The sequence below is a fragment of the Streptomyces tubbatahanensis genome (assembly GCF_022699385.1).
Lineage (GTDB): Bacteria > Actinomycetota > Actinomycetes > Streptomycetales > Streptomycetaceae > Streptomyces > Streptomyces diacarni.
Genome location: NZ_CP093846.1, coordinates 4,303,138 through 4,329,563, shown reverse-complemented (window position 1 = coordinate 4,329,563; position 26,426 = coordinate 4,303,138). Strand labels below are relative to the sequence as shown.

Genomic DNA, 26,426 nt, shown 5'->3' with positions numbered 1-26,426 from the left:
ATCCCCGTCGGACCCGGACCTCTCCTGTGGTACCGAACACCGAAACACGGCACCGCGACAATCTCTCAATCCTTCAATCATCCGCGCCCCCCATCCTCCGCGCCGTGGATGAACACCGCGTTGCGGGGGTACGGCACTGCGGACCGATTGTCAGTCTGTCGGGATAGGGTCGGCCGACATCACGGTGGGACCGCACGGCACGGGGAGGTGACCGGCGTGAGCAGCACGGCGACGGGCGGCCCGGAGGGCTGTCTGGCACAGAACGACTGGCTGTGCGGGGAATACCTGCGCACCCGGCAGAGCGAACTGCTCGACGCCACGGTCGAGCACGTCTGGATCACCGCGGCCTCCGTCGGCATCGCCCTGCTGCTGGCGCTGCCACTGGCCGTCGCGGCCCGCCGCTGGCGCGCGGCCCGCGGCCCCGCCCTCGGTGTGACGACGGTGCTCTACACCATCCCGTCGCTGGCGATGTTCGCGCTGCTGCTGCCCGTCTTCGGACTCTCCGCAGCCGTGGTGGTCACCGGCCTGGTGCTGTACTCGCTCACCGTCTTGGTGCGCAACATCCTCGCGGGTCTGGACGCCGTCCCGGCCGAGGCCAGGGAGGCCGCCCGCGGCATGGGGTACGGGCCCGGCAGGCTGCTGTTCGAGGTCGAGCTGCCCCTGGCGCTGCCGGCGCTGCTGGCGGGGGTGCGCATCGCGACGGTCACGGCGGTGTCGCTGACCACCATCGGCGCCATCGTCGGCTACGGCGGCCTGGGCAACCTCATCTACGACGGCATGGAGAGCTACTTCAAGTCGCAGGTGCTGACCGCCTCCGCGATCTGCGTCCTCCTCGCCGTCGCCGCCGACGTGCTGCTCCTGTGGCTCGGGCGGGCGCTGACCCCCTGGACGCGGAGCCGCACCCGCGCCCGGCGCGGAGGGAAGCGCAGCGGCCGGACGGGGAAGGCACCGTCGAAGACGGCCGCCCCGCCGCCGGCCGACACCACCGGCACGGACCTCGTCGGAAAGGCGGGCTGAGCTGCCATGGGCATCGTCACCGACGTGTGGACGTGGCTGACCACGGGATCCCACTGGACGGAGAACGGCGGGGTGCTCCAGCGCCTCACCGAACACGCCTACCTGACAGGCGTCTGCCTGCTGCTCTCCTGCGCGATCGCCCTGCCGCTGGCGCTGTGGCTCGGCCACGTGGGGCGCGGCGGCGCGCTCGCGGTCAACCTGTCCAACGCGGGCCGCGCGATCCCCACCTTCGCCGTGCTCGTCCTGCTCTCGATGGGCCCGCTGGGCCGGCACGGCGACTGGGCGACGATCGTGGCGCTGGTGCTGTTCGCCCTGCCTCCGCTGCTCACGAACGCCTACACGGGCGTACGCGAGGCCGACCGCGAGGTCGTCGAGGCCGCACGGGGCATGGGCATGACGGGATGGCAGCTGCTGCGCCAGGTCGAACTCCCCCTCGCCCTGCCCCTGATCATGACCGGAATCCAGACGGCCGCCGTCCAACTCGTCGCCACCGCCACGCTCGCCGCGCTGCCCGGCGGCGGCGGCCTCGGACGGCTGATCACCGCCGGGTTCGGCAACTACGACACCGCGCAGGTGGTCGCCGGAGCACTGCTGGTGGCCGTCCTGGCGCTGCTGGTGGAGCGCGCGCTGGCACTCGTCGAGCGGCTGCTGGACCCGATGCGCCGCGGCCCCGGGCCCCGGCCCGCCGCCGCGGAGACCGGCGAAGGCGACGGCGCGGACGGGACGGGCGGCGGCCCGGACAGCACCGGCCGGACCACCAAAACCCCGGCTCCCTCGCACTCCGCGGCCTGACGCCCGCCGCCCACGCCCGACAGACGACCACAGACATCCGGACGAATGGACGCATGATGGCCTCCACCCCGACCACCCCGCGCGCGCAGCGCCCCACCACCCGGCGCGCCCCCGCGCGCCGGCGCGCCCTCGCCGCGGGCGGCGCCGTCGCCGCACTGACCCTCTCGCTCGCCGCCTGCGGCGGCAACGACCTGGAGAAGGAAGGCGGCAGCAGCGGCGGCAAGGGCAGCCTCGTCATCGGCTCCGCGGGATTCACCGAATCGGAGATCCTCGCCGAGCTGTACGCCGGCGTCCTGTCCGAGGCCGGCTACAAGACGAGCGTCAAGAAGGTCAAGAACCGCGAGCTGTACGCGCCCGAGCTGGAGAAGGGCCGCATCGACGTCGTACCGGAGTACGCCGCGACGATGGCCGAGTTCCTCAACGCGAAGAAGAACGGCCCCAAGGCGGACCCCGTCGCCTCGCCGAACGCCGACAAGACCGTCGAGGCCCTGCGGAAGCTGGCCGAACCGCGCGGCCTGAAGGTCCTGGACGCGGGCAAGGCGGTGGACCAGAACGCGTTCGCCGTCTCCGCCGACTACGCCAAGAAGCACAAGCTCAAGACCCTCAGCGACCTGGGCGCGTCCAAGGAGAGCGTCACCGTCGCGGCGGGCGACGAGTGCGAGACCCGCCCCTTCTGCCAGCCGGGGCTGGAGAAGACCTACGGCATCGACGTCAAGGGCATCGACCCCAAGGGCGTGGGCACCAGCCAGTCCAAGCAGGCCGTCAAGGACGGCAAGGACCAGCTCGTCCTGACCACCACCACGGACGCCACCCTCGACCAGTTCGACCTGGTCATCCTCCAGGACGACAAGAAACTCCAGAACGCCGACAACGTCCTGCCCGTCGTCAACGCCGACGACGCGGGCGACAAGAAGGTCGCGAGCGCCCTCGACGAGCTCACCCGCACCCTGACCACCAAGGACCTGACCGACCTCAACCGCCAGGTCGACCAGGAACGCAAGAAGGCCAAGGACGTCGCCGAGGACTACCTCGCGGAGAAGAACCTGGCATAAGGACACCCCCGCGGCGACCTCGGCCGGTGTCGCCGCACGAGCCGCACACGGTAAATTCCCAGCCATGCCACGTGGACGTCATCGCCATTCCCCGCCGCTGCACCGCCTGCTCCCCCCGGCGGCGGTAGCGGTGGCCGCGCTGGCCTGCGCCGGCGGTACCTGGCTGGTGGGCGAACCGGGCGTCGGCGACCTGGACACCGTCGTCCTGCGCGCCCTCGCCACCGCCGCGGCCGCCGCAGCCGTCACCGGCTCCGTGCTGCTCCGCCGGTGGGACCGGGCCGCGGGCAGACAGGTCGGCGACCTCAAGGCGCGGATGGCCAGCACGGCGTGGCGGGCCGAGGAGAAACAGGCCGAGCTGGAAGGCGAGGCCGAGGAGCTGCGCGAGGTCCGCGACAAGCTGGTCGGCAAGCTGCGCGGCAAGCGCGCCGAGCTGACCAGGCTCCGCTCCGAACACGCCGACCTGCTCCGCCGCTACGCCCACGCCGAGACCCGGCGCGCCAGCGCGCTGGAGGGCCGGCGGCTGCTGGAGCTGGAGTCCGGCGCCCCCGCCGGGGGCAGCAGAGCGCTGACCAAGGACGCCACGGACCACCGCCGCCTCTCCGGCGCCCCCACCCCGCTGACCTACCTGCGGGCCGACGAGGCGCTGACCGCCCTGGCCAGGAACGTGGTGCGGCAGCGTGCCGCCGCGGCCCGGCGGGACGCGGACAGGGAGGACCTCCCCGAGCCCTCCGCGCCGGCCCCTGGCGCGGACCGCGACCGCGCCGGGAGCGCGACCCCGAAGGCCGGCTCCGCGGCCACGGACACGGACCGCGCCACGGACATGGACCGCGCCACGGACACGGACACGGACCGAGCCACGGACGCGGGCCGCGCCCCGGACGCCGTCACGGACACGGATGATGCCGCCCCGCGTGCGGGCGCGGACGCCGCACCCGGCACCGATGCCGCTCCGGACGCGGGCGCCGCTCCGGAGAGGGACTCGGGGGCGGACGCGGGGCCTGGGCGTGGTGTGGGGTGGAGTTCGGGTCCTGGGCCCATGCCGCCCGCTCGGGTCGTGCCCGGCGCCGACGCCGACGGGAGCGCGGGGGCCGACGCTGTTCCGGCCGCCCCCGCGGGGCCCGGCGCACCGGCGTCTCCCGTACCGCCGCAGGCGAAGCCCGCGCGCAGGAGGGATCCCGACGAGGGGGGCGCCGAACCGGACGGGCGCGAGGGCGACACCGGCGCGTTCGACTTCTTCGGCCGCGACAGGCGCGGGAGCGGCTCGCGTTCCTGAGCCGGTCGGTGGCGGGCGGCCGCGGCGTGCCGCCGGCGGCCGCCCGGCTACTTGTCGATGTCGCCGACGACGAAGAAGAAGGACCCCAGGATCGCCACCATGTCCGCGACCAGCGTGCCGGGCAGCAGTTCGGTCAGTGCCTGGATGTTGTTGAACGAGGCGGAGCGCAGCTTGAGCCGGTAGGGCGTCTTCTCGCCCTTGGAGACGAGGTAGTAGCCGTTGAGCCCGAGCGGGTTCTCCGTCCAGGCGTAGGTCGCGCCTTCGGGAGCCTTGAGGACCTTGGGCAGCCGCTGGTTGACGGGCCCGGGCGGCAGCTCGGCGAGCCGGTCGAGGCAGGCGTCGGCCAGGTCGAGGGAGTTGTGCACCTGGTCGAGGAGCACCTCGAACCTGGCCAGGCAGTCACCGGCCTGGCGGGTGACGACCCGCAGGGTGTCCGCCAGTGCGCCGTAGGCGAGGTAGGGCTCGTCGCGCCGCAGGTCGAAGTCGACGCCGGACGCGCGGGCGAGGGGGCCGCTGACGCCGTACGCGTGCACCAGTTGGGGGCTGAGCACGCCGATCCCGCGGGTGCGGCCGCGGAAGATCTCGTTGCCGAGGACCAGGTCGTCGAAGGTGCCCATGCGGGAGCGGACGGCGGCCACCGCGTGCCGTGCGCGGTCGCGCCAGCCGGCCGGGAGGTCGTCCTTGAGCCCGCCGACGCGGTTGAACATGTAGTGCATCCGGCCGCCGGAGACCTCCTCCATGACGTTCTGGAGCTCCTCGCGCTCCCGGAACGCGTGGAAGACCGGCGTGATCCCGCCCAGCTCCAGCGGGTAGGAGCCGAGGAACATCAGGTGGTTGAGCACCCGGTTCAGCTCGGCCAGCAGAGTGCGGGTCCACACCGCGCGCTCTGGCACCTCCATGCCGAGCATCCGTTCGACGGCGAGGACCACGCCCAGCTCGTTGGAGAACGCCGAGAGCCAGTCGTGGCGGTTGGCCAGCACGATGATCTGGCGGTAGTCGCGCGCCTCGAAGAGCTTCTCCGCTCCCCTGTGCATGTAGCCGACCACCGGCTCGGCCCGCTCGATCCGCTCCCCGTCCAGGACCAGCCGCAGCCGCAGCACGCCGTGCGTGGAGGGGTGCTGCGGACCGATGTTGAGCACCATGTCGGTGCTCTCGGCCGCCCCGCCGATACCAACGGTCGTCTCCGTCTGAGTCATGAGGCTCATCCTGTCAGCTTCCTCCTCACGGTGGACACGGCGTCCCGGCGCCCGCTCGTACGCTGAGCAGATGACCGACCCCACCTCCGTTCCGTCCGCCGAGACGGCCTCAGGCCAGGCAGCGCCCAGCGGGGCGGCGCCCGGCGAGGCCGCGTCCGAGTGGCGCGGCGTCGAGCGGGCGCTGCTGCCGCTGCGCAGGCTCGTGCTGCTGTCGTGGCTGCTGCCGCTCGCCGTCGCGGCCGGGGTGGTGCTCGCCCTGACGCTCGGCGCGGCGTGGGCAACGTGCGCGCTGCTGCCGCTCGCGGCGGCGGCCTGGGGGTGGGGCGCGCTGCGCCGCAACTGGCGCTCGTGGCGGTACGCGGAGCGCGCGGACGACCTGCTCATCTCGCACGGGGTGCTGTGGCAGGAGACGACGGTGGTGCCCTACGGGCGGATGCAGCTCGTCGAGGTGACGTCGGGACCGCTGGAGCGCCGCTACGGGCTCTCCCGGCTCCAGCTGCACACCGCAGCGGCGACGACGGACGCCACCATTCCGGGGTTGGCCCCGGCGGAGGCCGCACGGCTGCGCGACCGGCTCACGGAGCTGGGCGAGGCCCGTTCGGCGGGGCTGTGACGGGCCCGGCCGGGCCGCGCGGGCCCGAACAGCGGGGCGGCGACGCCACGCCGAAGCCCCAGGGCGACGGCCTTAAGCCCGGGCCGCGGTGGCTGCCGCGGCGGCCCGAGGGAAAGCCGCTGCACCCCGTCACGCCCTGGCGGCGGGCCTGGGCGCCGCTCGCCGCGCTGCTGGCGTTCGTGGCGCACGACGCCGAGCAGGCCCGCGAGTGGTCCGCGCACCTGACGGTCGGGTGGGCGACCCTCGGCCTGCTGGTGCTGCTGCCGCTGGCCGCCGCGTACGGCTTCCTGACGTGGTGGTGCACCAGCTACCTGGTCACGGACACCGAGCTGCGCATCCACACAGGACTGCTCTTCCGCCGCACCGCGCACATCCGGCTCGACCGCGTGCAGGCCGTGGACGTCGCCCGGCCGCTGCTGGCCCGGGTGGCGGGCGTGGCCAAGCTGAAGCTGGACGCCGTGGGCACCGCGTCCAGGGACGAGCTGGCGTTTCTCGGCGAGCGGGAAGCGGTCGCGCTGCGCGCCGAGCTGCTGGCCCGCGCGGCCGGGATCGCGCCCGAGGCGGCCGCCGAGGCGGGCGAGGCGCCCTCCCGCGAGCTGCTGCGCGTGCCGCTGCGCACGCTGGTGATGAGCGTGGCGCTGCTGGGCGCCGGGTGGGGGACGCTGCTCGCGCTGCTCGTCGCGCCGCCGCTGATCTACCTGGCCTCGGACAGCGTGTGGCCCGCGCTGGCGACGGCGTTTCCGCTGGCCGGCGGGGTGTGGGCCAGCGGAGCTGGGCGGGTGATCCGCGAGTTCGACTGGACCGTCGCCGAGTCGCCGGACGGCCTCCGCCTCGACTCCGGGCTGCTGGACCGCCGGCACGCGACCGTGCCGCCCGGCCGGGTCCAGGCCGTCCACCTCGTCGAACCGCTGCTGTGGCGGCGGCGCGGCTGGACGCGGGTCGAGCTGGCGGTCGCGGGCGCGGGCAACCCCGTCAAGGACGACAGCGGCGGCCTGCTCCTCCCCGTCGCCCCGTGGCCGCAGGCCGCGGCGGTCCTCGCCCGGGTGCTGCCCGGTGTCGATCTGGACGCCGCCACCGCCGCGCTCACACCCGTGCCCCGGCGGGCCCGCTGGTGCGCCCCGGTGGTGCGGCGCGGCTACGGGTGCGGGGTGACCGGCGAGGTGTTCGTCACCCGCCAGGGCCTCCTCAAGCGCCGCACCACCCTCGTGCCGCACGCCAAGGTGCAGAGCGTCCGCCTCGAACAGGGCCCCTGGCAGCGCCGGCACCGGCTCGCGGACGTCTCGCTGGACCACGGTGCGGGCGGCACCACCCGCGCCAGACTGCGCGACGTCGAGGAGGCCCACGCCCTGCTGGGCGCCCAGGCGGAGCGCTCCCGCACCGGCCGCCGCACGGCCGCCCCGGAGCGCTGGCTGACCGCACAGGGCCCGCCACCGGGCGACTGACCGGCCTCCCCGGCGCCGCCCGGGCGAGCGACCGGCCTCCCGGCGCCTCCGCGCGGGCCTGGGGCCGCCGGGTGTCCTGCGGACGCCTACCCTGGGCACATGGGTGCGAGAACGCGGGGCCGCGTGGACGGCCTCCCCGAGTGGGACCGCTGCGCGGTGATGGGTGTGGTCAATGTGACCCCCGATTCGTTCTCGGACGGGGGGCGCTGGTTCGACACCGGGACGGCGGTCAAGCACGGACTCGACCTGGTGGCCCAGGGCGCCGACCTCGTCGACGTCGGCGGTGAGTCCACCCGCCCAGGAGCCGCACGCGTGAGCGAGGAAGAGGAGCTGCGCCGGGTGCTGCCCGTCGTGCGCGGGCTGGCGGGTGAAGGAGTCGTCGTCAGCGTCGACACGATGCGCGCCTCGGTGGCGGCACGAGCGCTGGAGGCGGGCGCGGTCCTCGTCAACGACGTCAGCGGCGGTCTCGCCGACCCCGCCATGGTGCCCGTCGTCGCCGAGGCCGGCGTGCCGTTCGTGGTGATGCACTGGCGCGGCCAGAGCATCGACATGAACAACCGCGCCGTCTACACCGATGTGGTCGGCGAGGTCATCGGCGAGCTCGCGGACTCGGTACGCCGCGCCGTGGACGGCGGCATCGCCCCGTCCCGCGTCCTGCTCGATCCCGGCCTGGGCTTCGCCAAGCGGGCCGAGCACGACCTCGCCCTCGTCGCGGCGCTGGCCAGGATGCGGGCCGAGCTGGACCGGCCGCTGCTCGTCGCCGCCTCCAGGAAACGCTTCCTGGGCAGGGTGCTGGCCGACGACAAGGACACGGCGCCGCCGCCCGCCAGGGAACGCGACGCCGCCACGGCCGCCGTCTCGGCGCTCGCCGCGCGCGAGGGGGCGTGGGCGGTACGGGTGCACGAGGTGCGCGCCAGTGCCGACGCCGTGCGCGTCGCGCGCGCCGTCGAGTCGGCCGCCGACGCGCTTCCGGAGACCCTGGGACAGCGGGGGAAGGCCCCGGAAGACCCGGACCCCGCGGAGACGCGGCGGTGAGCGGCACCGACACCGACATCGAGGCGGTCGACGCCGCCAACACCGCGCTCTACGACGCGATCGAACGCGGCGACCTCGAGGCGCTGTCGGGCATGTGGCTCGGCGAGGGCGCCGACGACCCCGCGGACCCGGAAGGCGGCGAGGGCGAGCACGGGGTCCGCGTCGTCCACCCCGGCTGGCCGGTGCTCACCGGGCGCGGCGAGGTGCTGCGCTCCTACGCCCTGATCATGGCGAACACCGACTACGTGCAGTTCTTCCTGACGGACACCGAGATCTCCGTGCTCGGCGACACCGCCCTGGTGAGCTGCACGGAGAACATCCTCTCCGGCGGCCCCGCCGAGCAGGACGGTTCGGCGGGGCCCCTGGTGGGCGGACTCGTGGTGGCCACCAACGTCTTCCGCCGTACCGAGGGCGGGGAGTGGAAGCTGTGGTCCCACCACGGCTCGCCCGTCCTCGTCGAGCAGGACGAGGACGGCCCCGGCGAGGACGAGAGAGACCTCGGCCAGGGCGACATCGAGCTCTGAGCCGCCCTCGTCGGCAGCCGTCACCTCCCGCGTGGGGCTCGTCGGCGGATCGTCGGCCGGGAATGCGCGCGTGGGCTGTGACGCTGTGGGGTAGGCGGCGCCGCGAGCCGCCGAGTACGCGGGTAGATTCGATCCGGTGCCGCGGTAGGCCGGTACCGGACTCGTACGACCGACGGGAGTGATGCGCGTGGATCGCGTCGCACTGCGCGGCCTCACGGCGCGTGGGCATCACGGCGTGTTCAGCGAGGAGCGCGAGCGGGGGCAGACCTTCGTCGTGGACCTCGACATGGGCCTCGACACGCGCCCGGCCGCGACGGGAGACGACCTGTCCCGTACGGTCCACTACGGCGTCGTCGCCGAGGAGGTCGTCGCGGTGCTCGCGGGCGAACCCGTCGACCTGATCGAGACGCTCGCCCAGCGGATCGCCGACACCTGCCTGCGGCACGACGCCGTCCAGGAGGTCGAGGTGGTCGTCCACAAGCCGGAGGCGCCGATCACCGTCCCCTTCGAAGACGTGACCATCACTATCAAGCGGAGCCGCGCATGACGCCGAACAGTGACCCGACCGTACAGCCGGTGCCCGCCTCGGTGGTGCAGCAGGTGGATGCGGCCGACACGACCCTGCACAACCCCAACACCGCGGTCCTGTCGCTGGGCAGCAACCTCGGCAACCGGCTGGAGTCCCTGCAGAGCGCCGTCGACGCGCTCGCGGACACCCCCGGGCTGAAGGTCAAGGCCGTCTCCCCGGTCTACGAGACCGAACCGTGGGGCGTCGAGACCGACAGCCAGCCCAGCTACTTCAACGCGATCGTCGTCGTACGGACCACCCTGCCGCCCTCCTCGCTCCTGGAGCGCGGGCACGCCATCGAGGAGGCGCTGGAACGCACCCGCGACGAGCGCTGGGGTCCGCGGCCCATCGATGTGGACATCGTCGCCTACCAGGGCATCGTCTCCAACGACCCGCAGCTCACCCTGCCGCACCCGCGGGCGCACGAGCGCGCGTTCGTCCTCGTGCCCTGGCACGACATCGACCCGGCGGCGGAGGTTCCCGGCCACGGCGCGATCGAGGCCCTGCTCGCCTCCCTCGGCCGGGAGGGCGTCACCGCCCGCCCCGACCTGGAACTCGTCCTGCCCTCCTGAGCGTTGGTGCCCGTGCCGCTGCCGACACCGCACCCCCGCGAGGTGGAAGACCGATGAACCAACTCCGAGTCCGCACCCTGGCGGCGCTCTTCGCCGTCGCCGGGGTGCTCTCGTGGGGCGCGGCGAGGCTCTGGGACTCGCTGGGCACGCTGCCGGGCGTCCCCGTCGCCGCCCCCATCGTGCTCGGCGCCATCGCGGCGGTCCTGCTGGCCACCGCGCTCTCGCTGCGCTCCAGGCTGAAGGCGCAGCGCGAGCGGGAGCCGGACGCCGAGGGCGTGGATCCGATGATGCCCGCACGCGCCGCCCTCTTCGGCCAGGCGAGCGCCCTGGTCGCGGCACTGGTGTCCGGCATGTACGGCGGTGCGGGGCTGTTCCTGATCACCGAGCGCGCCGACGTGCCGGCCCGCGCGACCCAGTCCCTCTACGCGGGCCTCTCCGTCGTCGCGGGCATCGCCGTGATAGCGGCCGCCGTCTACCTCGAACGCGTCTGCCGTCTTCCCGACGACGACGAGGACCACCGCCCGCCGACGGCCCGCGCGTAGCGCCCCGCCGGGCACCACGCGCAGCGCCCGGCGGGGCGCTGCGCGGGCCGGAGCGCTCCGAGGCCCTCGTCACGGGCCGGCGGCTACTTGGCCAGGATCAGGCTCATGGCCTCGGCGCGTGTGGTCGCGTCGCGGAGCTGCCCGCGGACCGCCGACGTCGTCGTCTTGGCCCCCGGCTTGCGCACCCCGCGCACCGACATGCACATGTGCTCGCACTCGATGACGACGATCACCCCGCGCGGCTCCAGTATCCGCATCAGCGAGTCGGCGATCTGGGTGGTCAGCCGCTCCTGCACCTGGGGGCGGCGGGCGAACACGTCGACCAGCCTGGCCAGCTTCGACAGGCCGGTGATCTTCCCGCTGGCGGCGGGGATGTAGCCCACGTGCGCCACGCCGTGGAACGGCAGCAGGTGGTGCTCACACTGGCTGACGACCTCGATGTCCTTGACCAGGACGAGCTCGTCGTGGCCCAGGTCGAACGTCGTCGTCAGCACGTCCTCGGGGCGCTGACGCAGCCCCGCGAACATCTCGCGGTACGCCCGCGCCACCCGCGCCGGGGTCTCCAGCAGCCCCTCGCGGTCGGGGTCCTCGCCGACGGCGATGAGGAGCTCGCGTACGGCGTTCTCGGCGCGCTTCTCGTCGAACTCGCCTATCGGGCTGTCCCCGTCCAGGGTCACCGGGTCGGTCATGTGGTCCCTCGTTCCTTGACTCGCGCAGGGGGCTCCAACTCAGCCCTTGCGTGCACACAGCGGAAAGCCGCGCCCCTCGACGTTAACGCGAGGGGCGCGGCTGACATTCCGCCGGAGGTCTCCCGGGCGCGGGGCTACCCCGCCGACCTGGGATTATCCGTTGTCCGGGTCCACGGGCTCGACGATGGCGTCCGAGTCGCGGGGGCCGATCTCCTTGCCGAGGTTGGTGCCGTTGTTACCGCCCGTCAGTGCGGCGGGCGGGGCGGAGACCGGAGGCCGGGTGGAGGGGGTGCGGCGCGAGGAACCGGTCCACGCGGGGCGCCCGGGACGCTTGACGACAGGGGCGAAGACCTCGGCGATCTCCTCCTTGTTCAGCGTCTCCTTCTCCAGCAGGGCCAGGACGAGGTTGTCGAGGACGTCGCGGTTCTCCACCAGGATTTCCCAGGCTTCGTTGTGCGCCGTCTCGATCAGCTTCTTGACCTCCTCGTCCACCAGCCCGGCGACCTCCTCGGAGTAGTCGCGCTGGTGGCCCATCTCCTTGCCCAGGAAGGGCTCGGACTGGTCGGAGCCGAACTTGATGGCGCCCAGCCGCTCGGTCATGCCGTACTGGGTGACCATCGCCCGTGCCGTGGTCGTGGCCTTCTCGATGTCGTTGGCCGCGCCCGTGGTCGGGTCGTGGAAGACGAGCTCCTCGGCCGCGCGGCCGCCCATCATGTAGGCGAGCTGGTCGAGCATCTCGTTCCGCGTGGTGGAGTACTTGTCCTCGTCGGGGAGCACCATCGTGTAGCCCAGGGCCCGGCCTCTGGACAGAATGGTGATCTTGTGGACGGGGTCGGAGTTCGGTGAGGCCGCCGCGACCAGGGCGTGCCCGCCCTCGTGGTACGCGGTGATCTTCTTCTCCTTGTCGCTCATGATCCTGGTCCGCTTCTGCGGACCCGCCACGACGCGGTCGATCGCCTCGTCCAGGAACTTGTTGTCGATCAGTTTCTGGTCGCCACGGGCCGTGAGCAGCGCGGCCTCGTTGAGGACGTTGCTCAGGTCGGCGCCGGTGAAGCCGGGGGTGCGCCGGGCGACCGCGCTCAGGTCCACGTCGGGCGCCATCGGCTTGCCCTTCTGGTGGACCTGGAGGATCTCCAGGCGGCCCTGCATGTCCGGCCTGTCGACGGCGATCTGCCGGTCGAAGCGGCCCGGGCGCAGCAGCGCCGGGTCCAGGATGTCGGGCCGGTTGGTGGCGGCGATCAGGATGACGCCGCCCTTCACGTCGAAGCCGTCCATCTCGACCAGCAGCTGGTTGAGCGTCTGCTCGCGCTCGTCGTGGCCGCCGCCCATGCCGGCGCCGCGGTGGCGGCCGACGGCGTCGATCTCGTCGACGAAGACGATGGCCGGCGCGTTGGCCTTGGCCTGCTCGAACAGGTCGCGCACCCGGGAGGCGCCGACGCCGACGAACATCTCGACGAAGTCGGAGCCGGAGATCGAGTAGAAGGGCACGCCGGCCTCGCCCGCGACGGCGCGGGCCAGCAGTGTCTTACCCGTGCCCGGAGGGCCGTAGAGCAGCACGCCCTTGGGAATCTTGGCACCGACCGCCTGGAACTTGGCCGGCTCCTGCAGGAACTCCTTGATCTCCTGGAGCTCCTCGACGGCCTCGTCCGAACCTGCCACGTCGGTGAACGTCGTCTTCGGGGTGTCCTTGGTGATGAGCTTGGCCTTGGACTTCCCGAAGTTCATCACTCGGGAGCCGCCGCCCTGCATCTGGTTCATCAAGAACAGGAAGATGACGATGATCAGCACGAACGGCAGGAAGGAGATCAGCATCCCGACGAACGGGTTCTGCTTCTGCGGTGCGACCGTGTATCCCTTCGGGATCTCCTTCTGGTCGTACTTCTGCTGAAGCTCCTTGGCGATGTCGACGCCCTGGTCGTCGATGTAGCTCGCCTTGATCTTGTCGCTGTCCTCGACCTTGGCGCCGTCCTTGAGCTCCAGCTTGACGATCTGTTCGTCGCCCGTGGTGAGCTCGGCGGACTTCACCTTGTCCTGTCGGATCGCCTGTACGACCTGGCCGGTGTCCACCGTCTTGAAGCCGCCGGACGAGCCGACGACCTGCATCAACACGACCACGGCAAGGACGGCCAGCACGATCCACATGACCGGCCCGCGGAAGTATCGCTTCACGTCCATCCATACGGAGCGCGTGCGCCCCGTCCCTCCTGCCACAGTGAGTTGAAAAGCCTGACCTTCGGACGGTACCCCAGCATTGTCACCCGGCGCCGCCGAGGACGGTCAACCACACCGTCCTCCGCACGTCCAACGAGGGGAACCGTCCCTGTGTTCCCGGCCCGGAATCCCGTGCGGAGCGCCGGGGATTCGCGAACCGAAAGCCTGTACGAAATGCTGCGTCAGCCGCCGTAGACGTGCGGGGCGAGCGTGCCGACGAAGGGGAGGTTGCGGTACTTCTCCGCGTAGTCCAGCCCGTAGCCGACGACGAACTCGTTGGGGATGTCGAACCCCACCCACTTCACGTCGATCGCCACCTTGGCCGCGTCCGGCTTGCGCAGCAGCGTGCACACGTTGAGCGAGGCGGGCTCGCGCGAGCCGAGGTTCGACAGCAGCCACGACAGCGTCAGACCCGAGTCGATGATGTCCTCGACGATCAGGACGTGCCTGCCCTTGATGTCGGTGTCCAGGTCCTTGAGGATGCGGACCACCCCCGAGGACTGGGTCCCGGCTCCGTAGGAGGAGACCGCCATCCAGTCCATCGTCGCCGGGGTGGACAGCGTCCGCGCCAGGTCCGCCATCACCATGACCGCGCCCTTGAGCACCCCGACCAGCAGCAGGTCCTTGCCCGCGTACTCCGCGTCGATCCGCGCGGCCAGCGCGGCCAGCTTCGCGTCGATCTCTTCCTTGCTGACCAGCACCGACTCCAGGTCCGTGCCCATGTCTTTCTCGTCCACCCGTGCCGCTCTCGCTCGTCGAGTCCGCCAAGGTCCCGACCCGCCGGGAGACCGGGCGGTCGACCCGGGTGGGTGCCGGGACGCCGGTCAGTTCGGTGAGCCGTGCCGAATGACCAGTCTGCCACCCTGCCGTGCGACCTCCACACGCCCGGGGAGGTTCAGCGCCCGCTGGCCGCGCCAGGCGGTCAACAGCCGGTCCATCTCCTCGATGTGCCGGGCGAAGAGGGAGCCGGGGGGCGAGCCCGCCTCGATGGCCGCCCGGCGCAGCACCCGGCGGCGCACCGCGGGCGGCAGCGCGTACAGCCGCGCGACATCCAGTTCCACGCGTACGTCCGATCCGGCGACGGGGTCGCCCGGCTGCGCGGCCACGGACCGCACCACCGCGCCCGCCGCCGCGTCGGAGCCGGCCTGCGGTCCGCGCACCGCCACCGGGTCCGCCTCGGCACGGGGGCCCGGTGCCGCCCCCGGCACGTCCTCGGTGCGGGGCACGGGCGCCGCCTGGCAGGTGTCCTCGAGGCGGCCCACGGGCGCCGCGTCACCGGCGTCCTCGGGCGAGGCGGCCTGCTGCGGTGTGCGCACGACCGCGCGCTCGGCGTCGTCCGTCCAGGCGTCCAGCGCGTCGGCGTCGTCACGGGAGAGCTGGGCCGTACGCGCCAGGGCCTCGATCACGCCCTTGCCGAGCGCCTTCTCCAGCGCGGGCAGCGCCTCGTGGCGCACCCGGGAGCGGGTGTAGGCGGGGTCCGCGTTGTGCGGGTCGTCCCAGACCGGGAGCGACTGGACCATGCACGCCTTGCGGGTGGTCTGGCGGTCCACGCCCAGGAACGGGCGCCGGTAGCGGCCCTGCGGCCCGGAGACCGCGGCCATGCCCGACAGCGAGCGGGTGCCGGAGCCGCGCGCCAGGCCGAGCAGCACCGTCTCGGCCTGGTCGTCGCGCGTGTGCCCGAGCAGGACGGCGGCCGCGCCGTGCCGCTCGGCGACCTCGTCGAGCGCGGCGTAGCGGGCCTCGCGCGCGGCCGCCTCGGGCCCGGTGCTGGTACGTGCGATCCGCACGGCGACCGACTCGACGGGGGCCAGACCGAGGTCGGTGAGGCGGGCCGCGACGTCCTCGGCCCGCTCGGCGGAGCCGGCCTGGAGGCCGTGGTCGACCGTGACGCCTCCCGCGCGCACGCCGAGGCGGGGGGCCTCGAAGGCGAGCGCCGACGCCAGCGCCATGGAATCGGCGCCGCCGGAGCACGCCACCAGGACGAGCGGCGGCAGCGGCTCGGCGGGGGCGGCGGCGCGGGGTGTGGGGGCCGTCGGGGCCGAGGCCGCGGGGACCGCTGCCGTGGGGGCCGCCGCCGCGGGGCCCGCGGCGGGAGCGGCGCCGCCTGCGGCGGCCACCTGCCCGGCCTGCGGGCCGGGGACGCTGAGCACGTCGTGGAGTGTGCGGCGTACCGCCAGGCGTATCGCGGCGACCGCGGGGTGGGGACCCATGTCCGATTCACTTCCTCGTCAAGGATCTGCGCCGGCGCCGCGGGTGGGGGCTCCGCGGTACTCGGGGCGCTTGGGGGGAGTTGAAGGCCGACTCTTATCACGCTGAGTATGCTGATGGTGACAGAGACGAACCGTGTTACCCGAGCATCGCACGCGTGCCCCGCCCACACGGTCCCTCGGAAGAGTGATTGGAACAGCGTCCGAAGCGCCCCCCGGCGCCTCGCCCGGCTCTCACTCAGCCCTCACTCGGCCTTGCGGTGCACCCGTGCGATCCACTCGGCGGGCTCGGCGATCTCCGCCTTCGTCGGCAGGGTGTTCGGGGAGGTCCACACCCGGTTGAACCCCTCCATACCCACCTCGTCCACCACGGCGCGCACGAACCGCTCCCCGTCCCGGTACTGGCGCAGCTTCGCGTCCAGGCCCAGCAGCTTGCGCAGCGCCAGGTCGAGGCGGCTCGCACCGGTCGCGCGGCGCTTTTGGAACTTCTCCCGGATCTCGGTGACCGACGGGACGACCTGCGGCCCCACCCCGTCCATCACGTAGTCGGCGTGCCCCTCCAGCAGCGACATCACGGCCGTCAGCCGGCCGAGGACCTCGCGCTGGGCCGGGGTCTGCACCAGCTCGACGAGGCTGGGCTTCTCCTCCGCGCCGGGCTCCGACCCCTGCTCGCCCTCACCCGGCTTGCCGCCGCTCAGCGCCTGCGCGGCCTCTCTGATCCGCTCCAGCAGCGTGGTGGGGTCGATGTCGGTCTGCTCCAGGAACGCCTGGATCTCCATCCGCAGGTGATCACGGAGCCACGGCACGGCCGTGAACTGCGTGCGGTGCGTCTCCTCGTGCAGGCACACCCACAGCCGGAAGTCGTGCGGGTCCACCTTCAGCTCCCGCTCGACGCTCACGATGTTCGGCGCCACCAGCAGCAGGCGGCCACCGCCGTCGGCACCGCCCGGCAGGTCGCGGCCCGCGGGCGCGAACGTCTCGTACTGCCCCAGCACCCGGGAGGAGAGGAACGACAGCAGCATCCCCACCTCGACGCCGGTGACCTTGCCGCCGACGGCGCCCAGCACGGCGCCGCCCGGCATCCCGGCGCGGCGCTCCCGCACCTTCGTCAGCAGCGGGGAGAGCAGCTCGCGGAAGCCCGCGACGTTGGCCTTCACCCAGCCCGCCCTGTCCACCACCAGGACCGGGGTGTCCGCCTGCTCACCGGCGGGACTCAGCCGGGTGAAGCCGCGCACGTGCTCCTCGGAGGCCTCGGCGTGCCGCCGCAGCTCCGCGACGATGCCGCGCGCCTCCTCCCGGCTCACCTCAGGGCCCGGTCGCCCGAGCCGGGTCGCGGTCGAGACCGCGAGATTCCAGTCGACCATCTCCACACCACCGAGGCTCGTCATTCCTTCACCGTACGTGCCGTGCGCCCCGTCCGGGAGCCGACCGGAGGACCAGGCGTCCCCTAGGGGCGCGGGCCCGGTCCCCCGGGTCGCCGAACGGCGCGGCCCGCGTCTTTTCGGGGTTCACCGGCGGCGCGGGCCGGCTCTTCGCGGGGTACCCGCCGCTCGGCGGTGGTACCGGGGGGCCGGCGGCGGCGCGGGGTGCGGCCGGTCGCGCTCTCGGGCGCGGCCGGCTCAGCTCGCGGACGGCGAGTCGCGGCAGCCGCAGTTGGCGAGCGTCGAGGCGATGCGGTCGAGCGACTTCTGCGCCGCGTCGGCGCCCGGGGCGCCGCTGGTCATGAAGGCGAAGGCCAGCATCCGCCCGTCCGCGTCCACCACCGTGCCTGCCAGCGTGTTCACCCCGGTCAGCGTGCCGGTCTTCGCCCGCACGAGGCCCGCGCCCGGCTCGCCCCGCTCGCCGCCGTAGCGGTCGCCCAGCGTGCCGGTGAAGCCCGCGACGGGCAGCCCCGTCAGTACGGTGCGCAGGTCCGGGCGGTGCGGATCGGCCGCCAGAGTGAGCAGCCTCGTCAGCAGCGCGGGCGAGACCCGGTCGTCGCGGTCGAGGCCGCTGCCGTCCTCGAAGCGGGCTCCCTCGACGGGCAGGCCGAGCCGTTCGAGGACCCCCTCGACCGCGCGGCCCGCCCCCGCGAAGCTCGCGTCGGCGCCCTCGGCCAGTGCCGTCTGGCGGGCGAGGGCCTCGGCGATGTCGTTGTCGCTGTTGGTGAGCATCCGCTCGACCAGTGCGCTCAGCGGCTGCGACCTGTGCACGGCGAGCGTGCGCGCGTCCTCGGCCGCCGTGCGTTCCCTCGGCTCGCCCTCGACGGTGACGCCCGCCTCCCGCAGCCGGTCGGCGAACAGCGCCGCGGCCTCCCGCGCCGGATCGGCGGCCCGGGGCGCGGGGCCGTGGCCGCTGCCGTCGCTCCTGCCCTCCTCCACCATCAAGGCGGTGACCCGGGCGATGTTCTCGTTGGGCCCGATGGGGTGCTGCTCGGGCCCCTCGTAGAGCGAGGTGTCGTAGCCGATCCGCACCTCCCCGACGCCCTTCTTCTCCAGGGCACGGGCCGCCTTCCCGGCCAGCTCCTTCACCTGCTCCTCGGTCAGCGTGGGGTCGCCGCCGCCGACCAGGGTGACGCGGTCGCCCGAGCCCACCGCCCTGGTGGCGAGGCGGTAGGTGTCCCCGCGTGTCTTCAGCGCGGCGACAGCCGTCGCCAGCTTGATCGTGGAGGCGGGTGCCGAGACCTCACGGGCGCCTTTCGAGAACAGCTGCCGCCCGGTGACGGCGTCCACGACCGACGCGTGGCGGACCGAGCCCAGCGCCCCGTCCTCGATCAGCGGTTCGAGCGTGTCGGCGAGTGCGGAGACCGTGGGCGGCGGCACCTGCTCGGGGCGGGTACCGCCCGAACCGCTCTGCGGCCCGCCCTCTCCCCCGTCCCGGCGCGCCGTCGGCCCGGCCGCGGCCAGCACCTGCGGCGCCGTGAGCACAGCCGTGGCCCCGCCGGGCGTGTGGCCCCCGCCACTTCCCGCCCCTTGCCGGGCCGCCCACACCCGCTCGGCCGTACGCTGACCCGAGTCCCACGGCCCCGCGGCGGACACCGCCACCAGCGCGACCACGAGTCCCAGCGCGGCGGAGGCGGTGGCCAGCCGAACGGTCTGGCGCTGCTGCGGGGCGGCGGCCCGCCAGCGACGCCGGGCCGCTCGCACGCCGGCCCGGGCACGGCCACGCACCTGCCGGGCCACCCGGGAGGCGGAACGGTATGCCCGGTTCGCGGTGTCACGCACCTTCGCTACGGCGTCATGCACCACGACCAGCCCCTTTCGCGAGCACACATGTGCGTGGGGGACACTTAATCACCAGACTGGAGTTCTTCTGGGGGACGGCCCCCAGGGCACACGAGTGCTGATCTCATCATGATCTATACACAAGGAGCCTCCCTTGGAGTTCGACGTCACCATCGAGATCCCGAAGGGCTCGCGGAACAAGTACGAGGTTGACCACGAGACGGGCCGCATCCGCCTGGACCGCCACCTGTTCACCTCGACCGTGTACCCCGCGGACTACGGCTTCGTCGACGGCACCCTGGGCGAGGACGGTGACCCGCTCGACGCGCTCGTCCTGCTGGAGGAGCCCACCTTCCCCGGGTGCATCATCAAGTGCCGCGCCATCGGGATGTTCCGCATGACCGACGAGGCCGGCGGCGACGACAAGCTGCTGTGCGTGCCCGCCTCCGACCCGCGGATGGAGCACCTGCGCGACATCCACCACGTCAGCGAGTTCGACCGGCTGGAGATCCAGCACTTCTTCGAGGTCTACAAGGACCTGGAGCCCGGCAAGTCCGTCGAGGGTGCGGACTGGGTGGGGCGGGCTGAGGCGGAGTCCGAGGTGGAGGCGTCCATCAAGCGGCTGGCTGCCGCGGGGCACTGAGCCCTTCTTTTCTGTTGCCGTTCCCTTGGGGCGGGCCCCCCATGGCCTTTCCCTTTCCCGTGGGGCCACCCACCCCTGTGGGCGTTGCGCTCTGTTTGGGGGGCTCCGCCCCCCAAGCCCCCGGGGTCTCGCCGACCAGGCTTTGGGGCGGCTCCGCCCCCCAAATGCCCCCCGCTACGGGGGCTCCGCCCCCCTAGGAGCCCCCGTAGGGAGAAGGGGCTCACTCTTGGGTGAGAGGGGCTCGGCGCTTGCGCGCAGGGGGTCAGAAGCCGCGGGTGCGTTTGGCGGCTCGGCGGCCGGGGAGGGGGGTTTCCTGGCCGGGGGTCTTGATGAACAGCCTGGCGAGTTCCCCGCCGAGGTTCACCCCGATCGCGATGGCCAGCGCCAGCGCCCCCGCGGTGGCCAGGTGTTCGAATCCCTTGTTGACGTCCTCCTGCGCGATGTTCAGCAGCCCGAAGTAGGTGTTGCTACCGGGCAGCAGCGGCCCGATCGCCGCGGTGATGTACGGCAGCGAGGACGCGAACTGGTACCGGGACAGCAGCTGGCCGAAGAGGCCGACGAGCCCGGCGGCCATCACGGTGGCGGGCACCGGCTTGACCCCCGCCGTGGAGAGCGCTCCGAAGATCAGCCACGCGACGCCTCCGTTGAGCGTGGCCAGCACGATGGTGTGCCGCTCCTGCTGGAGCAGGATGCAGAAGGCCAGGGTCAGCAGCATCGCGGCCAGCAGCTGGGTGACGGGGCGGTCGGCGTGGTAGACGACGTCCGGGGTGAGCTGGGCGTGCAGCCGGTCGCCGACGTAGAGGATCATCAGCACGCCGCAGACGATGCCGACGATCAGGTAGACGACCTCCAGCAGGCGTGCGGCGGCGGTGATGTAGAAGCCGGTCAGCCCGTCCTGGACGGCCGCCACGAGCGCCCGCCCGGGGATCAGGGCGAAGAGGCCACCGGTGATGACGGCCGAGGCCTGGATGTCCATGTCGGTGTGCTGGGAGAGCAGCGCGACGCCGACCCCTATGCCGGCGGGCGGCATCGCGGCGGCCGCGAACTGGTAGAACTCGGGCAGTCCGCGGGCCGCGCACAGCCAGGCGAGGCGGTCGCCGAGGACGGCGCCGAGCGCGGCGAGGAAGAAGACCAGCGCGTCGCCGCCCACGAGCAGGGACGCCGCGCCGGAGAGGGCGCCGCTGGCGACGCTGAGCGCCCACTTGGTGTACGGGTGCCTGTTGCGCCGCATCTCGGCGAGGCGCCGGTAGGCCTCCTCCAGCGAGACGTCACCCTGGGTGATGTCGGCGACGAGGCCGAAGACGGAGGAGAGCCGCGTGTAGTCGGTGCCGCGCCGCCGTACGGTCCTGCTGAGCGTCACCGGGTCGTCGACCAGTGAGGGCTGGTGGGTGATGGAGAGCAGGGTGAAGGTGACGGTGGGTTCGGTGCGGTCGAGCCCGTAGGCGTGGGCGACGCCGAACATGGCGGCTTCGACGTCCTCGGCGCCCTCACCGCCGGCCAGCAGCAGTTCGCCGATACGCAGGGTGAGGTCGAGGACGCGGGGCGGGGGCGGTCCGCTCTCGGTCTCCTCGGTGCGCGCGGGTTTCTCGGGTACGGGCCGCTCGGCCAGCGGCATGCGGACCATGGAGCGCATGCGGTCCTGCCAGGGCGAGCCCGGCTTGGCGAGGGGGCCGACGACGGGGATGCCCTCGGGCGGGGTGAACGCGCTGCCGTGTTCGAAGTGCGGGGAGGCCTTGAGCCCTTCGGGGAGGGTGAACTCCGAGGTCGGGTGCTCCTCCTCGGGGACGGGGGGAAGCGGCACGCCCATGGGGGCGGTGAAGGCGCTGCGCGACTCGTCGGAGGACGTCCTGGCGTCCTCCGACTCACCGCCCTGCTCTGCGGCGTCGCCGTTTCCCTTGGGCTGCCCCACCACGTTCTGTCCGCTCCTTACCTTCTTGCGCCTTACGCGCGGTACGCCTCATCTTTCCAGCAGTGCCACACCACGGACGCGGTGTCCAACGATGCCGGTTCCACGTGCCGGAAGCGTCTTACCTCACAGTGGAGCATGAAGCGTGATCCTCCCCCCAAAGGTCCCCCTGCTCAGGGGGATTAAAAGGCAGTCAGCGCCGCTGAGGGGTGTGACGTGCGAGACCCGGCCGCTGAATGCAGCCGGGCGGCGCAACGGAGGGGTGGCATCACCAGTTCGTGGGTGAGCGCCTTCCAGTCGTCCGTGGTGTACGAGGCCGTCCGGCGCGGCGACCGCCGCCACTTGGGCGTGTCGCCCCGGCGCTCCTGTCCGGGGCGAGGTCCCCGAAGGCTCCTACGCCGGGCGGTCGGACAGGACGCTGAGGTCGCGTGCGCCTTCGCCCGCCATGACGAAGGCGCCCCTCTCCAGGCGGCCGATCAGCTCGCGCGCCCAGGCGGCGTCGCTGTCGGCGGTGCGGACCCACAGCTTCATGATCTCGCCGATATGGCCCTGCTCCTCGGCGACGGCGCCGGCCGGGCTCCAGCTCGCGGTCACCTCGTCCCGCCAGCTCTCCAGCGCGGCGACGCGCTGTGTGAGCAGGTCGATGGCTTCGCCGCGCGCAAGGTCGACGAGGAAGCCGATGGCGGAGGTCAGCAGTTCCTGTTTCTCCCGGGTGGCGGTCAGCGCGTACCGCAGCATCCGGAAGAACTCCGTCTCACCTGCCGCGGTGATCTCGTACTCGGTGCGCGGGGGGCCGCCCGCCGTGCTGGGGGCGATGTCGTGCGCGCGCAGCAGGTCCTGCTTGGCCAGCTGTTTGAGCGCGTGGTAGATCGAGCCGGGCTTGGCGCTCGACCACTCGTGCGCGCCCCAGTACTCCAGGTCGCCTCGGACCTGGTAGCCGTGTGCCCGTCCGCGCAGGCGCACGTCTCCCAGCACCAGCAGCCGGATCGCCGACATCGCTTCCCCTGCGTGATTGAGTCCTTCGCCTGCGCGCAACCCTGGTCAAGTTTGACCAGTTGCCCGGTTACGGAGGTTACTCCGCGGACCGCCAGGCGGACCAGTCGGGCTCGGGCATCACCCCGGCCTCGAAGACCGGCCGCCCGTGCCCTCGGCGGTGGCGGGGGCACGGGCGGTGCGGGTACGGCGTCAGAACGGGAACTCGCTGCGTTCCCGCTGGATGGACAGCCAGCGGGTGGTGGTGAACGCCTCCACCACCTGGGGACCGTTCAGGCGCCCGAGCCCGGAGAGCTTCTCGCCGCCGTAGGGCACGGTGGGCTCGTCGGCGACCGTGGAGTCGTTGACGTGGACCATGCCCGCGTCGATCCGCCGGGCCACCGCGATCCCGCGCTCGATGTCGGAGCTGTGCACGGCGCCCGCGAGCCCGTAGGGGGTGTCGTTGGCGACGTGCACGGCCTCCTCGTCCCCGTCCACGGGGACGATCAGGGCGACGGGGCCGAAGATCTCCTCGTGCAGCAGCGGCGAGGCCACCGGCAGGTCGGTGAGCACGCTGGGCGAGACGAGGTTGCCGTCGACGGCGCCGTGCAGCAGCGCGGTGGCGCCCTCGGCGAGCGCCTGCTCGACGATGGCGGTCACGCGTTCGGCCTGCCGGGAGTTGATGAGCGGGCCGATGTGGGTGGCGGGGTCCGCCGGGTCGCCGACGACGAGCCGGCGGACGCGCTCGACGAACTTGGGCGTGAACTGAGGCTCCAGGCGCCGGTCGACGATGATCCGGTTGGCCGCCATGCACAGCTGGCCCTGGTTGACGAAGCGGCTGTAGACGGCGGCGTCGACGGCGTAGTCCACGTCGGCGTCGTCCAGCACCACCAGGCCGCTGTTGGAACCCAGTTGCAGGATGACGCGTTTGAAGGTGCGGCCCGCGACGGTGGAGACGTGGCGGCCCACCCGGTCGGACCCGGTGAAGGAGATGACCTTGGGCACCGGGTGCTCGATGAGCGTGTCGCCGATCTCCGCGCTGTCGGTGATGACGACGTTCACCAGCCCCGGCGGCAGTCCGGCGTCCTGGAGGACCTTGGCCACCAGGGTGCCGCCGCAGATGGGCGTGGACTGGTGGGGCTTGAGGACGACGGCGTTGCCCAGCGCGAGCGCGGGCGCGGCCGACTTGACCGCCAGCAGGAAGGGGTAGTTGAACGGCGAGATGATGCCGACGACACCCACCGGGTCGCGGTGGACGCGGTTCTCCTTGCCCTGCACGGAGGACGGCAGGATCTGGGCGCTCGGGGTCAGCGCGAGCTGGAGCGCCTCGCGGAAGAACTCCTTGACCATGTGGATCTCGAAGGCCGCCTTGAGCCGGGTGCCGCCCAGCTCGGCGACGATGGCCTCCGTGATCGCGCTCTCCTGCTCCTCGATCACCCGGATCGCCCGCTCGAAGACGCGTCTGCGCGCGTACGGGTTGGTGGCCGCCCACTCACGCTGGGCCCGTTCCGCGGCGCGGTACCCCTCGTCCACCTCGTCGCGGGTGGCGACGGTGATGGAGGCGAGCTTCTCCCCGTTGTAGGGGTTGAAGTCGATGATGTCCCAGGAACCCGTGCCGGGACGCCACTGGCCGTCTATGCACTGGAGGGCCAGATCCGTGAAGTAGGACATGCCGTTCCTTCGTGGGGTTGAAGGAGGTGCTGCTGGCTGGTCATCGTACCGGGCGATCACAGCAGTTGGCGGATTCGGTGAAGGTGATCCCGGGTGTGTTCGGGAGAAAGGCCGATTTCCACCAGACGTCGCAGCACCTGGTCGTACTGTGCCACCTCGTCACGCTTGTCCAGATACAGCGCGCTGGTCAGCTGTTCGAGGTAGACGATGTCGTTGAGGTCCGACTCGGGGAAGCGCAGCAGCGTGAAGGCGCCGCTCTCCGCGGCGTGGCCGCCGAGTTCGAACGGGACGACGTACAGGGAGATGTTGGGCGCCTCGGAGACCTCGGCGAGGTGGAGCAGCTGGGCGTCCATGACGGCCGCACTGCCGAAGGGGCGGCGCAGCGCGGCCTCGTCGAGGACGCAGAGCAGGTGGGGTGCGTGCTCTCCCTGCAGCAGCTTCTGGCGTTCCAGGCGGAGCGCGACGCGGCGGGCGACCTCGTCGTCGGCCAGGGGGGTGCGGTGCCCGGCGCTGACCACGGCGTGCGCGTACGCGTCGGTCTGCAGGAGGCCGTGGACGAACTGCACCTCGTAGGTGCTGATCTGGGAGGCGGCTCCCTCCAGGCCCACGTAGGTCTGGAACCAGGCGGGCAGCACGTCGCTGTAGTTGTGCCACCAGCCCGCGATGCTGGAGTCCCGGGCGAGCGAGAGCAGGGGTTCGCGCTCGGTATCGTCGGTGACGCCGTAGAGCGTGAGGAGGTCCTCCACGTCGCGGGCCTTGAAGCTGACGCGGCCCAGCTCCATGCGGCTGATCTTCGACTCGGAGGCCCGGATCGAGTAGCCGGCGGCCTCGCGGGTGATGCCGCGCGCCTCCCGCAATCGCCTCAGCTGGGAGCCGAGCAGGATGCGGCGCACCATGGAACCGCTGGCTCCGCCCGCCCCTTTCGGTACCGCGGTGCTGCTCTGTGCCGGTTGTGTTGCCATTCCGATCAGCCCTCCACCCCTGCTCGAGGGGAAGTGTGCCATCTCCGCGCTTCGTTGAGTGCGCACCCGATTACACACGAAGGAAAGTAACGCGTGCACGTGCATCTGCCCTTGCATCTGCCGTGAGCATTGGGAACCATGGGGGAGGCACAAGTGGACCCGTCGGCCGGGGAGTTGGCCTCCGGGTGCGCCGTGACGCCCGCACCAGCGGGGAAGCACGTCCGACAGGATCCGCACAGGATCGCCGCTGCCGCAGACAGCCAGGAGTGGCCGTTGCACGGGACCGAAGGATCGACGGTGCTGGAGCCCTTAGGGGAGGGGCTCCCCACACCGGATGCCGGCTCGGTTTCCGGTTCGGTCTCCTGCGCGCTCCCCGCGCACCACCGATCCGTCTCCGGCGCGCGGGACTTCACCCGCAGGACACTGCGGCGCTGGGGCCTGACCGAAGAGTTCGATGACGTGGCGCTGGTGGTCACCGAATTGGTGACCAATGCCATGCGGCACGGCCTGACCCCCGGCGCCGATCACGGGGCGGCGTCGGGGGACGAGGGCGGCCGGCAGGTGAGACTCCATCTGACCTGCTGGTCCGCCCGACTGGTCTGTGCCGTACGCGATCCCAGCGACCAACCGCCCGACGTGTCGGCCGTGCGGGCCGCACGGGCGGCGGCCCACGGGGGCTTCGGCGGACTGGCCGGAGTGCCCGACCACGGGCTTCCTGACCACGGGGGCCACGGGGGTAGCGGGGGACACGGGGGCAACGGGGGACACGGGGGCGTCGTGGATGCCGAGGACGCGTGGGACGCGTCGAGCGCCTTGGATCCCTACGGGGAGGCCGAGGCGCTCGGCATCACGGCGGAGTCGGGCCGGGGTCTGTGCCTGGTCGACTCCTTCAGCGACACCTGGGGATGGCACCCGCTGCCGGGCCCACTGGCCGGGAAGATCGTGTGGGCCCTCTTCCGGGTGAACGGGGGCGCCGGCACTCTCGCGGGCGCCCGGAGTGTCATGGACGCAACAGATCGTCGAACTCCCCGGCCTTGACGCCGAGGATCATCGCCTCGACCTCCGCCGGCGTGTAGACGAGCGCGGGGCCTTCAGGGAAGCGCGAGTTGCGCATGGCGATGTCGCCGTCGGGCAGCTTCGCGAGTTCCACACATGTTCCCTGCGAATTGCTGAACCGGCTCTTCCGCCACACGACCCCCTGGAGGTCCTTGGCGGCCATGCCGTTGTACGCGTGAGGCACTGGGGTCTCCTGGACTCGTCCGGTGGGCCGTGCAGGTTGAACAGCAGGTCAGTGCCGACTGCCAACTCCCCGGGATCATAACTGCGTTCACGTACC

The 26,426-nt window shown here is 72.5% G+C and carries 25 protein-coding genes; 13 read left to right on the top strand and 12 right to left on the bottom strand.

From position 1 onward, the window contains the following. The first annotated feature begins 216 nt into the window (after positions 1–216). The 4 genes from MMF93_RS18585 to MMF93_RS18570 all read left to right on the top strand — a co-directional run bounded on the left by MMF93_RS18585 (position 217) and on the right by MMF93_RS18570 (position 4,134). Positions 217–1,017, top strand: a complete 801-nt coding sequence (locus tag MMF93_RS18585) for an ABC transporter permease (protein WP_242753031.1) — start codon at positions 217–219, stop codon at positions 1,015–1,017. A gap of 6 nt (positions 1,018–1,023) precedes the next feature. Further along, positions 1,024–1,809, top strand: coding sequence for an ABC transporter permease (locus MMF93_RS18580; RefSeq protein WP_242753030.1), 786 nt, complete (start codon positions 1,024–1,026; stop codon positions 1,807–1,809). A 56-nt stretch (positions 1,810–1,865) separates the two neighbouring features. Beyond that, entirely contained in the window at positions 1,866–2,861 is a 996-nt protein-coding gene (locus MMF93_RS18575) for an ABC transporter substrate-binding protein (protein WP_423835472.1), read from the top strand. Between the two features lie 64 nt (positions 2,862–2,925). Beyond that, positions 2,926–4,134: a hypothetical protein gene (locus MMF93_RS18570; RefSeq protein ID WP_242753028.1), complete on the top strand. Its 1,209-nt coding sequence runs from the start codon at positions 2,926–2,928 to the stop codon at positions 4,132–4,134. Between the two features lie 47 nt (positions 4,135–4,181). Here the strand turns inward: MMF93_RS18570 and MMF93_RS18565 are convergent, their stop codons facing one another. After that, positions 4,182–5,330, bottom strand: coding sequence for an NADH-quinone oxidoreductase subunit D (locus tag MMF93_RS18565; RefSeq protein ID WP_423835471.1), 1,149 nt, complete (start codon positions 5,328–5,330; stop codon positions 4,182–4,184). Between the two features lie 70 nt (positions 5,331–5,400). Between MMF93_RS18565 and MMF93_RS18560 the strand changes: the two genes are divergently transcribed. The 7 genes from MMF93_RS18560 (at position 5,401) to MMF93_RS18530 (ending at position 10,626) form a co-directional block, all read left to right on the top strand. Then, entirely contained in the window at positions 5,401–5,943 is a 543-nt protein-coding gene (locus MMF93_RS18560) for a PH domain-containing protein (protein WP_242753026.1), read from the top strand. Then, positions 5,940–7,385, top strand: a complete 1,446-nt coding sequence (locus MMF93_RS18555; RefSeq protein ID WP_423835470.1) for a PH domain-containing protein — start codon at positions 5,940–5,942, stop codon at positions 7,383–7,385. Before MMF93_RS18560 ends, MMF93_RS18555 begins: the two co-directional genes overlap by 4 nt. 99 nt (positions 7,386–7,484) lie before the next feature. Further along, entirely contained in the window at positions 7,485–8,420 is a 936-nt protein-coding gene (gene folP / locus MMF93_RS18550) for a dihydropteroate synthase (RefSeq protein WP_242753025.1), read from the top strand. Further along, positions 8,417–8,944, top strand: a complete 528-nt coding sequence (locus MMF93_RS18545; RefSeq protein WP_242753024.1) for a nuclear transport factor 2 family protein — start codon at positions 8,417–8,419, stop codon at positions 8,942–8,944. The genes folP and MMF93_RS18545 overlap by 4 nt, the downstream gene beginning before the upstream one ends. 187 nt (positions 8,945–9,131) lie before the next feature. Then, entirely contained in the window at positions 9,132–9,491 is a 360-nt protein-coding gene (gene folB / locus MMF93_RS18540) for a dihydroneopterin aldolase (RefSeq protein ID WP_114022242.1), read from the top strand. After that, on the top strand, positions 9,488–10,084 hold the full coding sequence (folK, locus tag MMF93_RS18535) for a 2-amino-4-hydroxy-6-hydroxymethyldihydropteridine diphosphokinase (RefSeq protein WP_242753020.1): 597 nt from the start codon (positions 9,488–9,490) through the stop codon (positions 10,082–10,084). Before folB ends, folK begins: the two co-directional genes overlap by 4 nt. Positions 10,085–10,137: 53 nt before the next feature. After that, entirely contained in the window at positions 10,138–10,626 is a 489-nt protein-coding gene (locus tag MMF93_RS18530) for a DUF3180 domain-containing protein (RefSeq protein ID WP_114022033.1), read from the top strand. Between the two features lie 83 nt (positions 10,627–10,709). Here the strand turns inward: MMF93_RS18530 and folE are convergent, their stop codons facing one another. From folE to dacB, 6 genes are all read right to left on the bottom strand, one after another. Continuing rightward, positions 10,710–11,315, bottom strand: a complete 606-nt coding sequence (gene folE / locus MMF93_RS18525) for a GTP cyclohydrolase I FolE (RefSeq protein WP_242753018.1) — start codon at positions 11,313–11,315, stop codon at positions 10,710–10,712. A gap of 153 nt (positions 11,316–11,468) precedes the next feature. Continuing rightward, entirely contained in the window at positions 11,469–13,490 is a 2,022-nt protein-coding gene (ftsH, locus tag MMF93_RS18520) for an ATP-dependent zinc metalloprotease FtsH (protein ID WP_114019031.1), read from the bottom strand. 218 nt (positions 13,491–13,708) lie between these two features. Further along, positions 13,709–14,248 carry a hypoxanthine phosphoribosyltransferase gene (gene hpt, locus MMF93_RS18515; protein WP_242757646.1) on the bottom strand — a complete coding sequence of 180 codons (540 nt, stop codon included), beginning with the start codon at positions 14,246–14,248 and terminating at the stop codon, positions 13,709–13,711. Positions 14,249–14,350: 102 nt separating this feature from the next. Continuing rightward, positions 14,351–15,736 (bottom strand): tRNA lysidine(34) synthetase TilS, encoded by a 1,386-nt coding sequence (tilS, locus tag MMF93_RS18510; RefSeq protein WP_242753016.1) that lies wholly within the window; start codon positions 15,734–15,736, stop codon positions 14,351–14,353. Between the two features lie 242 nt (positions 15,737–15,978). Next, the gene (locus MMF93_RS18505) at positions 15,979–17,121 is read right to left on the bottom strand and encodes a zinc-dependent metalloprotease (protein ID WP_242753014.1); all 1,143 of its coding nucleotides are present in this window, start codon (positions 17,119–17,121) and stop codon (positions 15,979–15,981) included. Positions 17,122–17,352: 231 nt separating this feature from the next. Beyond that, a complete protein-coding gene (dacB, locus tag MMF93_RS18500) occupies positions 17,353–18,957 on the bottom strand; it encodes a D-alanyl-D-alanine carboxypeptidase/D-alanyl-D-alanine endopeptidase (protein WP_242753012.1) in 1,605 nt (534 codons plus the stop codon). A 133-nt stretch (positions 18,958–19,090) separates the two neighbouring features. On the opposite strand from dacB, the gene MMF93_RS18495 reads away from it, so the two are divergent. Beyond that, positions 19,091–19,579 (top strand): inorganic diphosphatase, encoded by a 489-nt coding sequence (locus tag MMF93_RS18495; protein WP_114019035.1) that lies wholly within the window; start codon positions 19,091–19,093, stop codon positions 19,577–19,579. A gap of 262 nt (positions 19,580–19,841) precedes the next feature. Here the strand turns inward: MMF93_RS18495 and MMF93_RS18490 are convergent, their stop codons facing one another. The 4 genes from MMF93_RS18490 to MMF93_RS18475 all read right to left on the bottom strand — a co-directional run bounded on the left by MMF93_RS18490 (position 19,842) and on the right by MMF93_RS18475 (position 25,024). Continuing rightward, positions 19,842–21,491, bottom strand: a complete 1,650-nt coding sequence (locus tag MMF93_RS18490) for a threonine/serine exporter family protein (RefSeq protein ID WP_242753009.1) — start codon at positions 21,489–21,491, stop codon at positions 19,842–19,844. Between the two features lie 387 nt (positions 21,492–21,878). Next, entirely contained in the window at positions 21,879–22,481 is a 603-nt protein-coding gene (locus MMF93_RS18485; protein ID WP_242753007.1) for a PadR family transcriptional regulator, read from the bottom strand. Between the two features lie 189 nt (positions 22,482–22,670). Beyond that, the gene (locus MMF93_RS18480) at positions 22,671–24,128 is read right to left on the bottom strand and encodes an aldehyde dehydrogenase family protein (RefSeq protein WP_242753006.1); all 1,458 of its coding nucleotides are present in this window, start codon (positions 24,126–24,128) and stop codon (positions 22,671–22,673) included. A 56-nt stretch (positions 24,129–24,184) separates the two neighbouring features. Beyond that, entirely contained in the window at positions 24,185–25,024 is an 840-nt protein-coding gene (locus MMF93_RS18475) for a helix-turn-helix domain-containing protein (RefSeq protein WP_242753005.1), read from the bottom strand. A gap of 339 nt (positions 25,025–25,363) precedes the next feature. Here MMF93_RS18475 and MMF93_RS18470 point away from each other — a divergent pair, with 339 nt between their 5' ends. Next, positions 25,364–26,128, top strand: coding sequence for an ATP-binding protein (locus MMF93_RS18470; protein ID WP_242753004.1), 765 nt, complete (start codon positions 25,364–25,366; stop codon positions 26,126–26,128). Here MMF93_RS18470 and MMF93_RS18465 read toward each other — a convergent pair. Next, on the bottom strand, positions 26,091–26,330 hold the full coding sequence (locus MMF93_RS18465) for a DUF397 domain-containing protein (protein WP_114022043.1): 240 nt from the start codon (positions 26,328–26,330) through the stop codon (positions 26,091–26,093). The genes MMF93_RS18470 and MMF93_RS18465 overlap by 38 nt on opposite strands. Positions 26,331–26,426 lie beyond the last annotated feature (96 nt).

What these genes read in the sequence shown, in the direction of transcription:
- folP (WP_242753025.1), top strand. Translation starts at nt 7,485, where the DNA reads ATGGGTGCGAGAACGCGGGGCCGCGTGGACGGCCTCCCCGAGTGGGAC.
- folE (WP_242753018.1), bottom strand. Translation starts at nt 11,315, where the DNA reads ATGACCGACCCGGTGACCCTGGACGGGGACAGCCCGATAGGCGAGTTC.
- MMF93_RS18530 (WP_114022033.1), top strand. Translation starts at nt 10,138, where the DNA reads ATGAACCAACTCCGAGTCCGCACCCTGGCGGCGCTCTTCGCCGTCGCC.
- ftsH (WP_114019031.1), bottom strand. Translation starts at nt 13,490, where the DNA reads ATGGACGTGAAGCGATACTTCCGCGGGCCGGTCATGTGGATCGTGCTG.
- MMF93_RS18505 (WP_242753014.1), bottom strand. Translation starts at nt 17,121, where the DNA reads ATGACGAGCCTCGGTGGTGTGGAGATGGTCGACTGGAATCTCGCGGTC.
- folK (WP_242753020.1), top strand. Translation starts at nt 9,488, where the DNA reads ATGACGCCGAACAGTGACCCGACCGTACAGCCGGTGCCCGCCTCGGTG.
- MMF93_RS18570 (WP_242753028.1), top strand. Translation starts at nt 2,926, where the DNA reads ATGCCACGTGGACGTCATCGCCATTCCCCGCCGCTGCACCGCCTGCTC.
- MMF93_RS18560 (WP_242753026.1), top strand. Translation starts at nt 5,401, where the DNA reads ATGACCGACCCCACCTCCGTTCCGTCCGCCGAGACGGCCTCAGGCCAG.
- hpt (WP_242757646.1), bottom strand. Translation starts at nt 14,248, where the DNA reads ATGGGCACGGACCTGGAGTCGGTGCTGGTCAGCAAGGAAGAGATCGAC.
- MMF93_RS18485 (WP_242753007.1), bottom strand. Translation starts at nt 22,481, where the DNA reads ATGTCGGCGATCCGGCTGCTGGTGCTGGGAGACGTGCGCCTGCGCGGA.
- MMF93_RS18480 (WP_242753006.1), bottom strand. Translation starts at nt 24,128, where the DNA reads ATGTCCTACTTCACGGATCTGGCCCTCCAGTGCATAGACGGCCAGTGG.
- MMF93_RS18475 (WP_242753005.1), bottom strand. Translation starts at nt 25,024, where the DNA reads ATGGTGCGCCGCATCCTGCTCGGCTCCCAGCTGAGGCGATTGCGGGAG.
- MMF93_RS18575 (WP_423835472.1), top strand. Translation starts at nt 1,866, where the DNA reads ATGGCCTCCACCCCGACCACCCCGCGCGCGCAGCGCCCCACCACCCGG.
- MMF93_RS18580 (WP_242753030.1), top strand. Translation starts at nt 1,024, where the DNA reads ATGGGCATCGTCACCGACGTGTGGACGTGGCTGACCACGGGATCCCAC.
- tilS (WP_242753016.1), bottom strand. Translation starts at nt 15,736, where the DNA reads ATGGGTCCCCACCCCGCGGTCGCCGCGATACGCCTGGCGGTACGCCGC.
- MMF93_RS18565 (WP_423835471.1), bottom strand. Translation starts at nt 5,330, where the DNA reads ATGACTCAGACGGAGACGACCGTTGGTATCGGCGGGGCGGCCGAGAGC.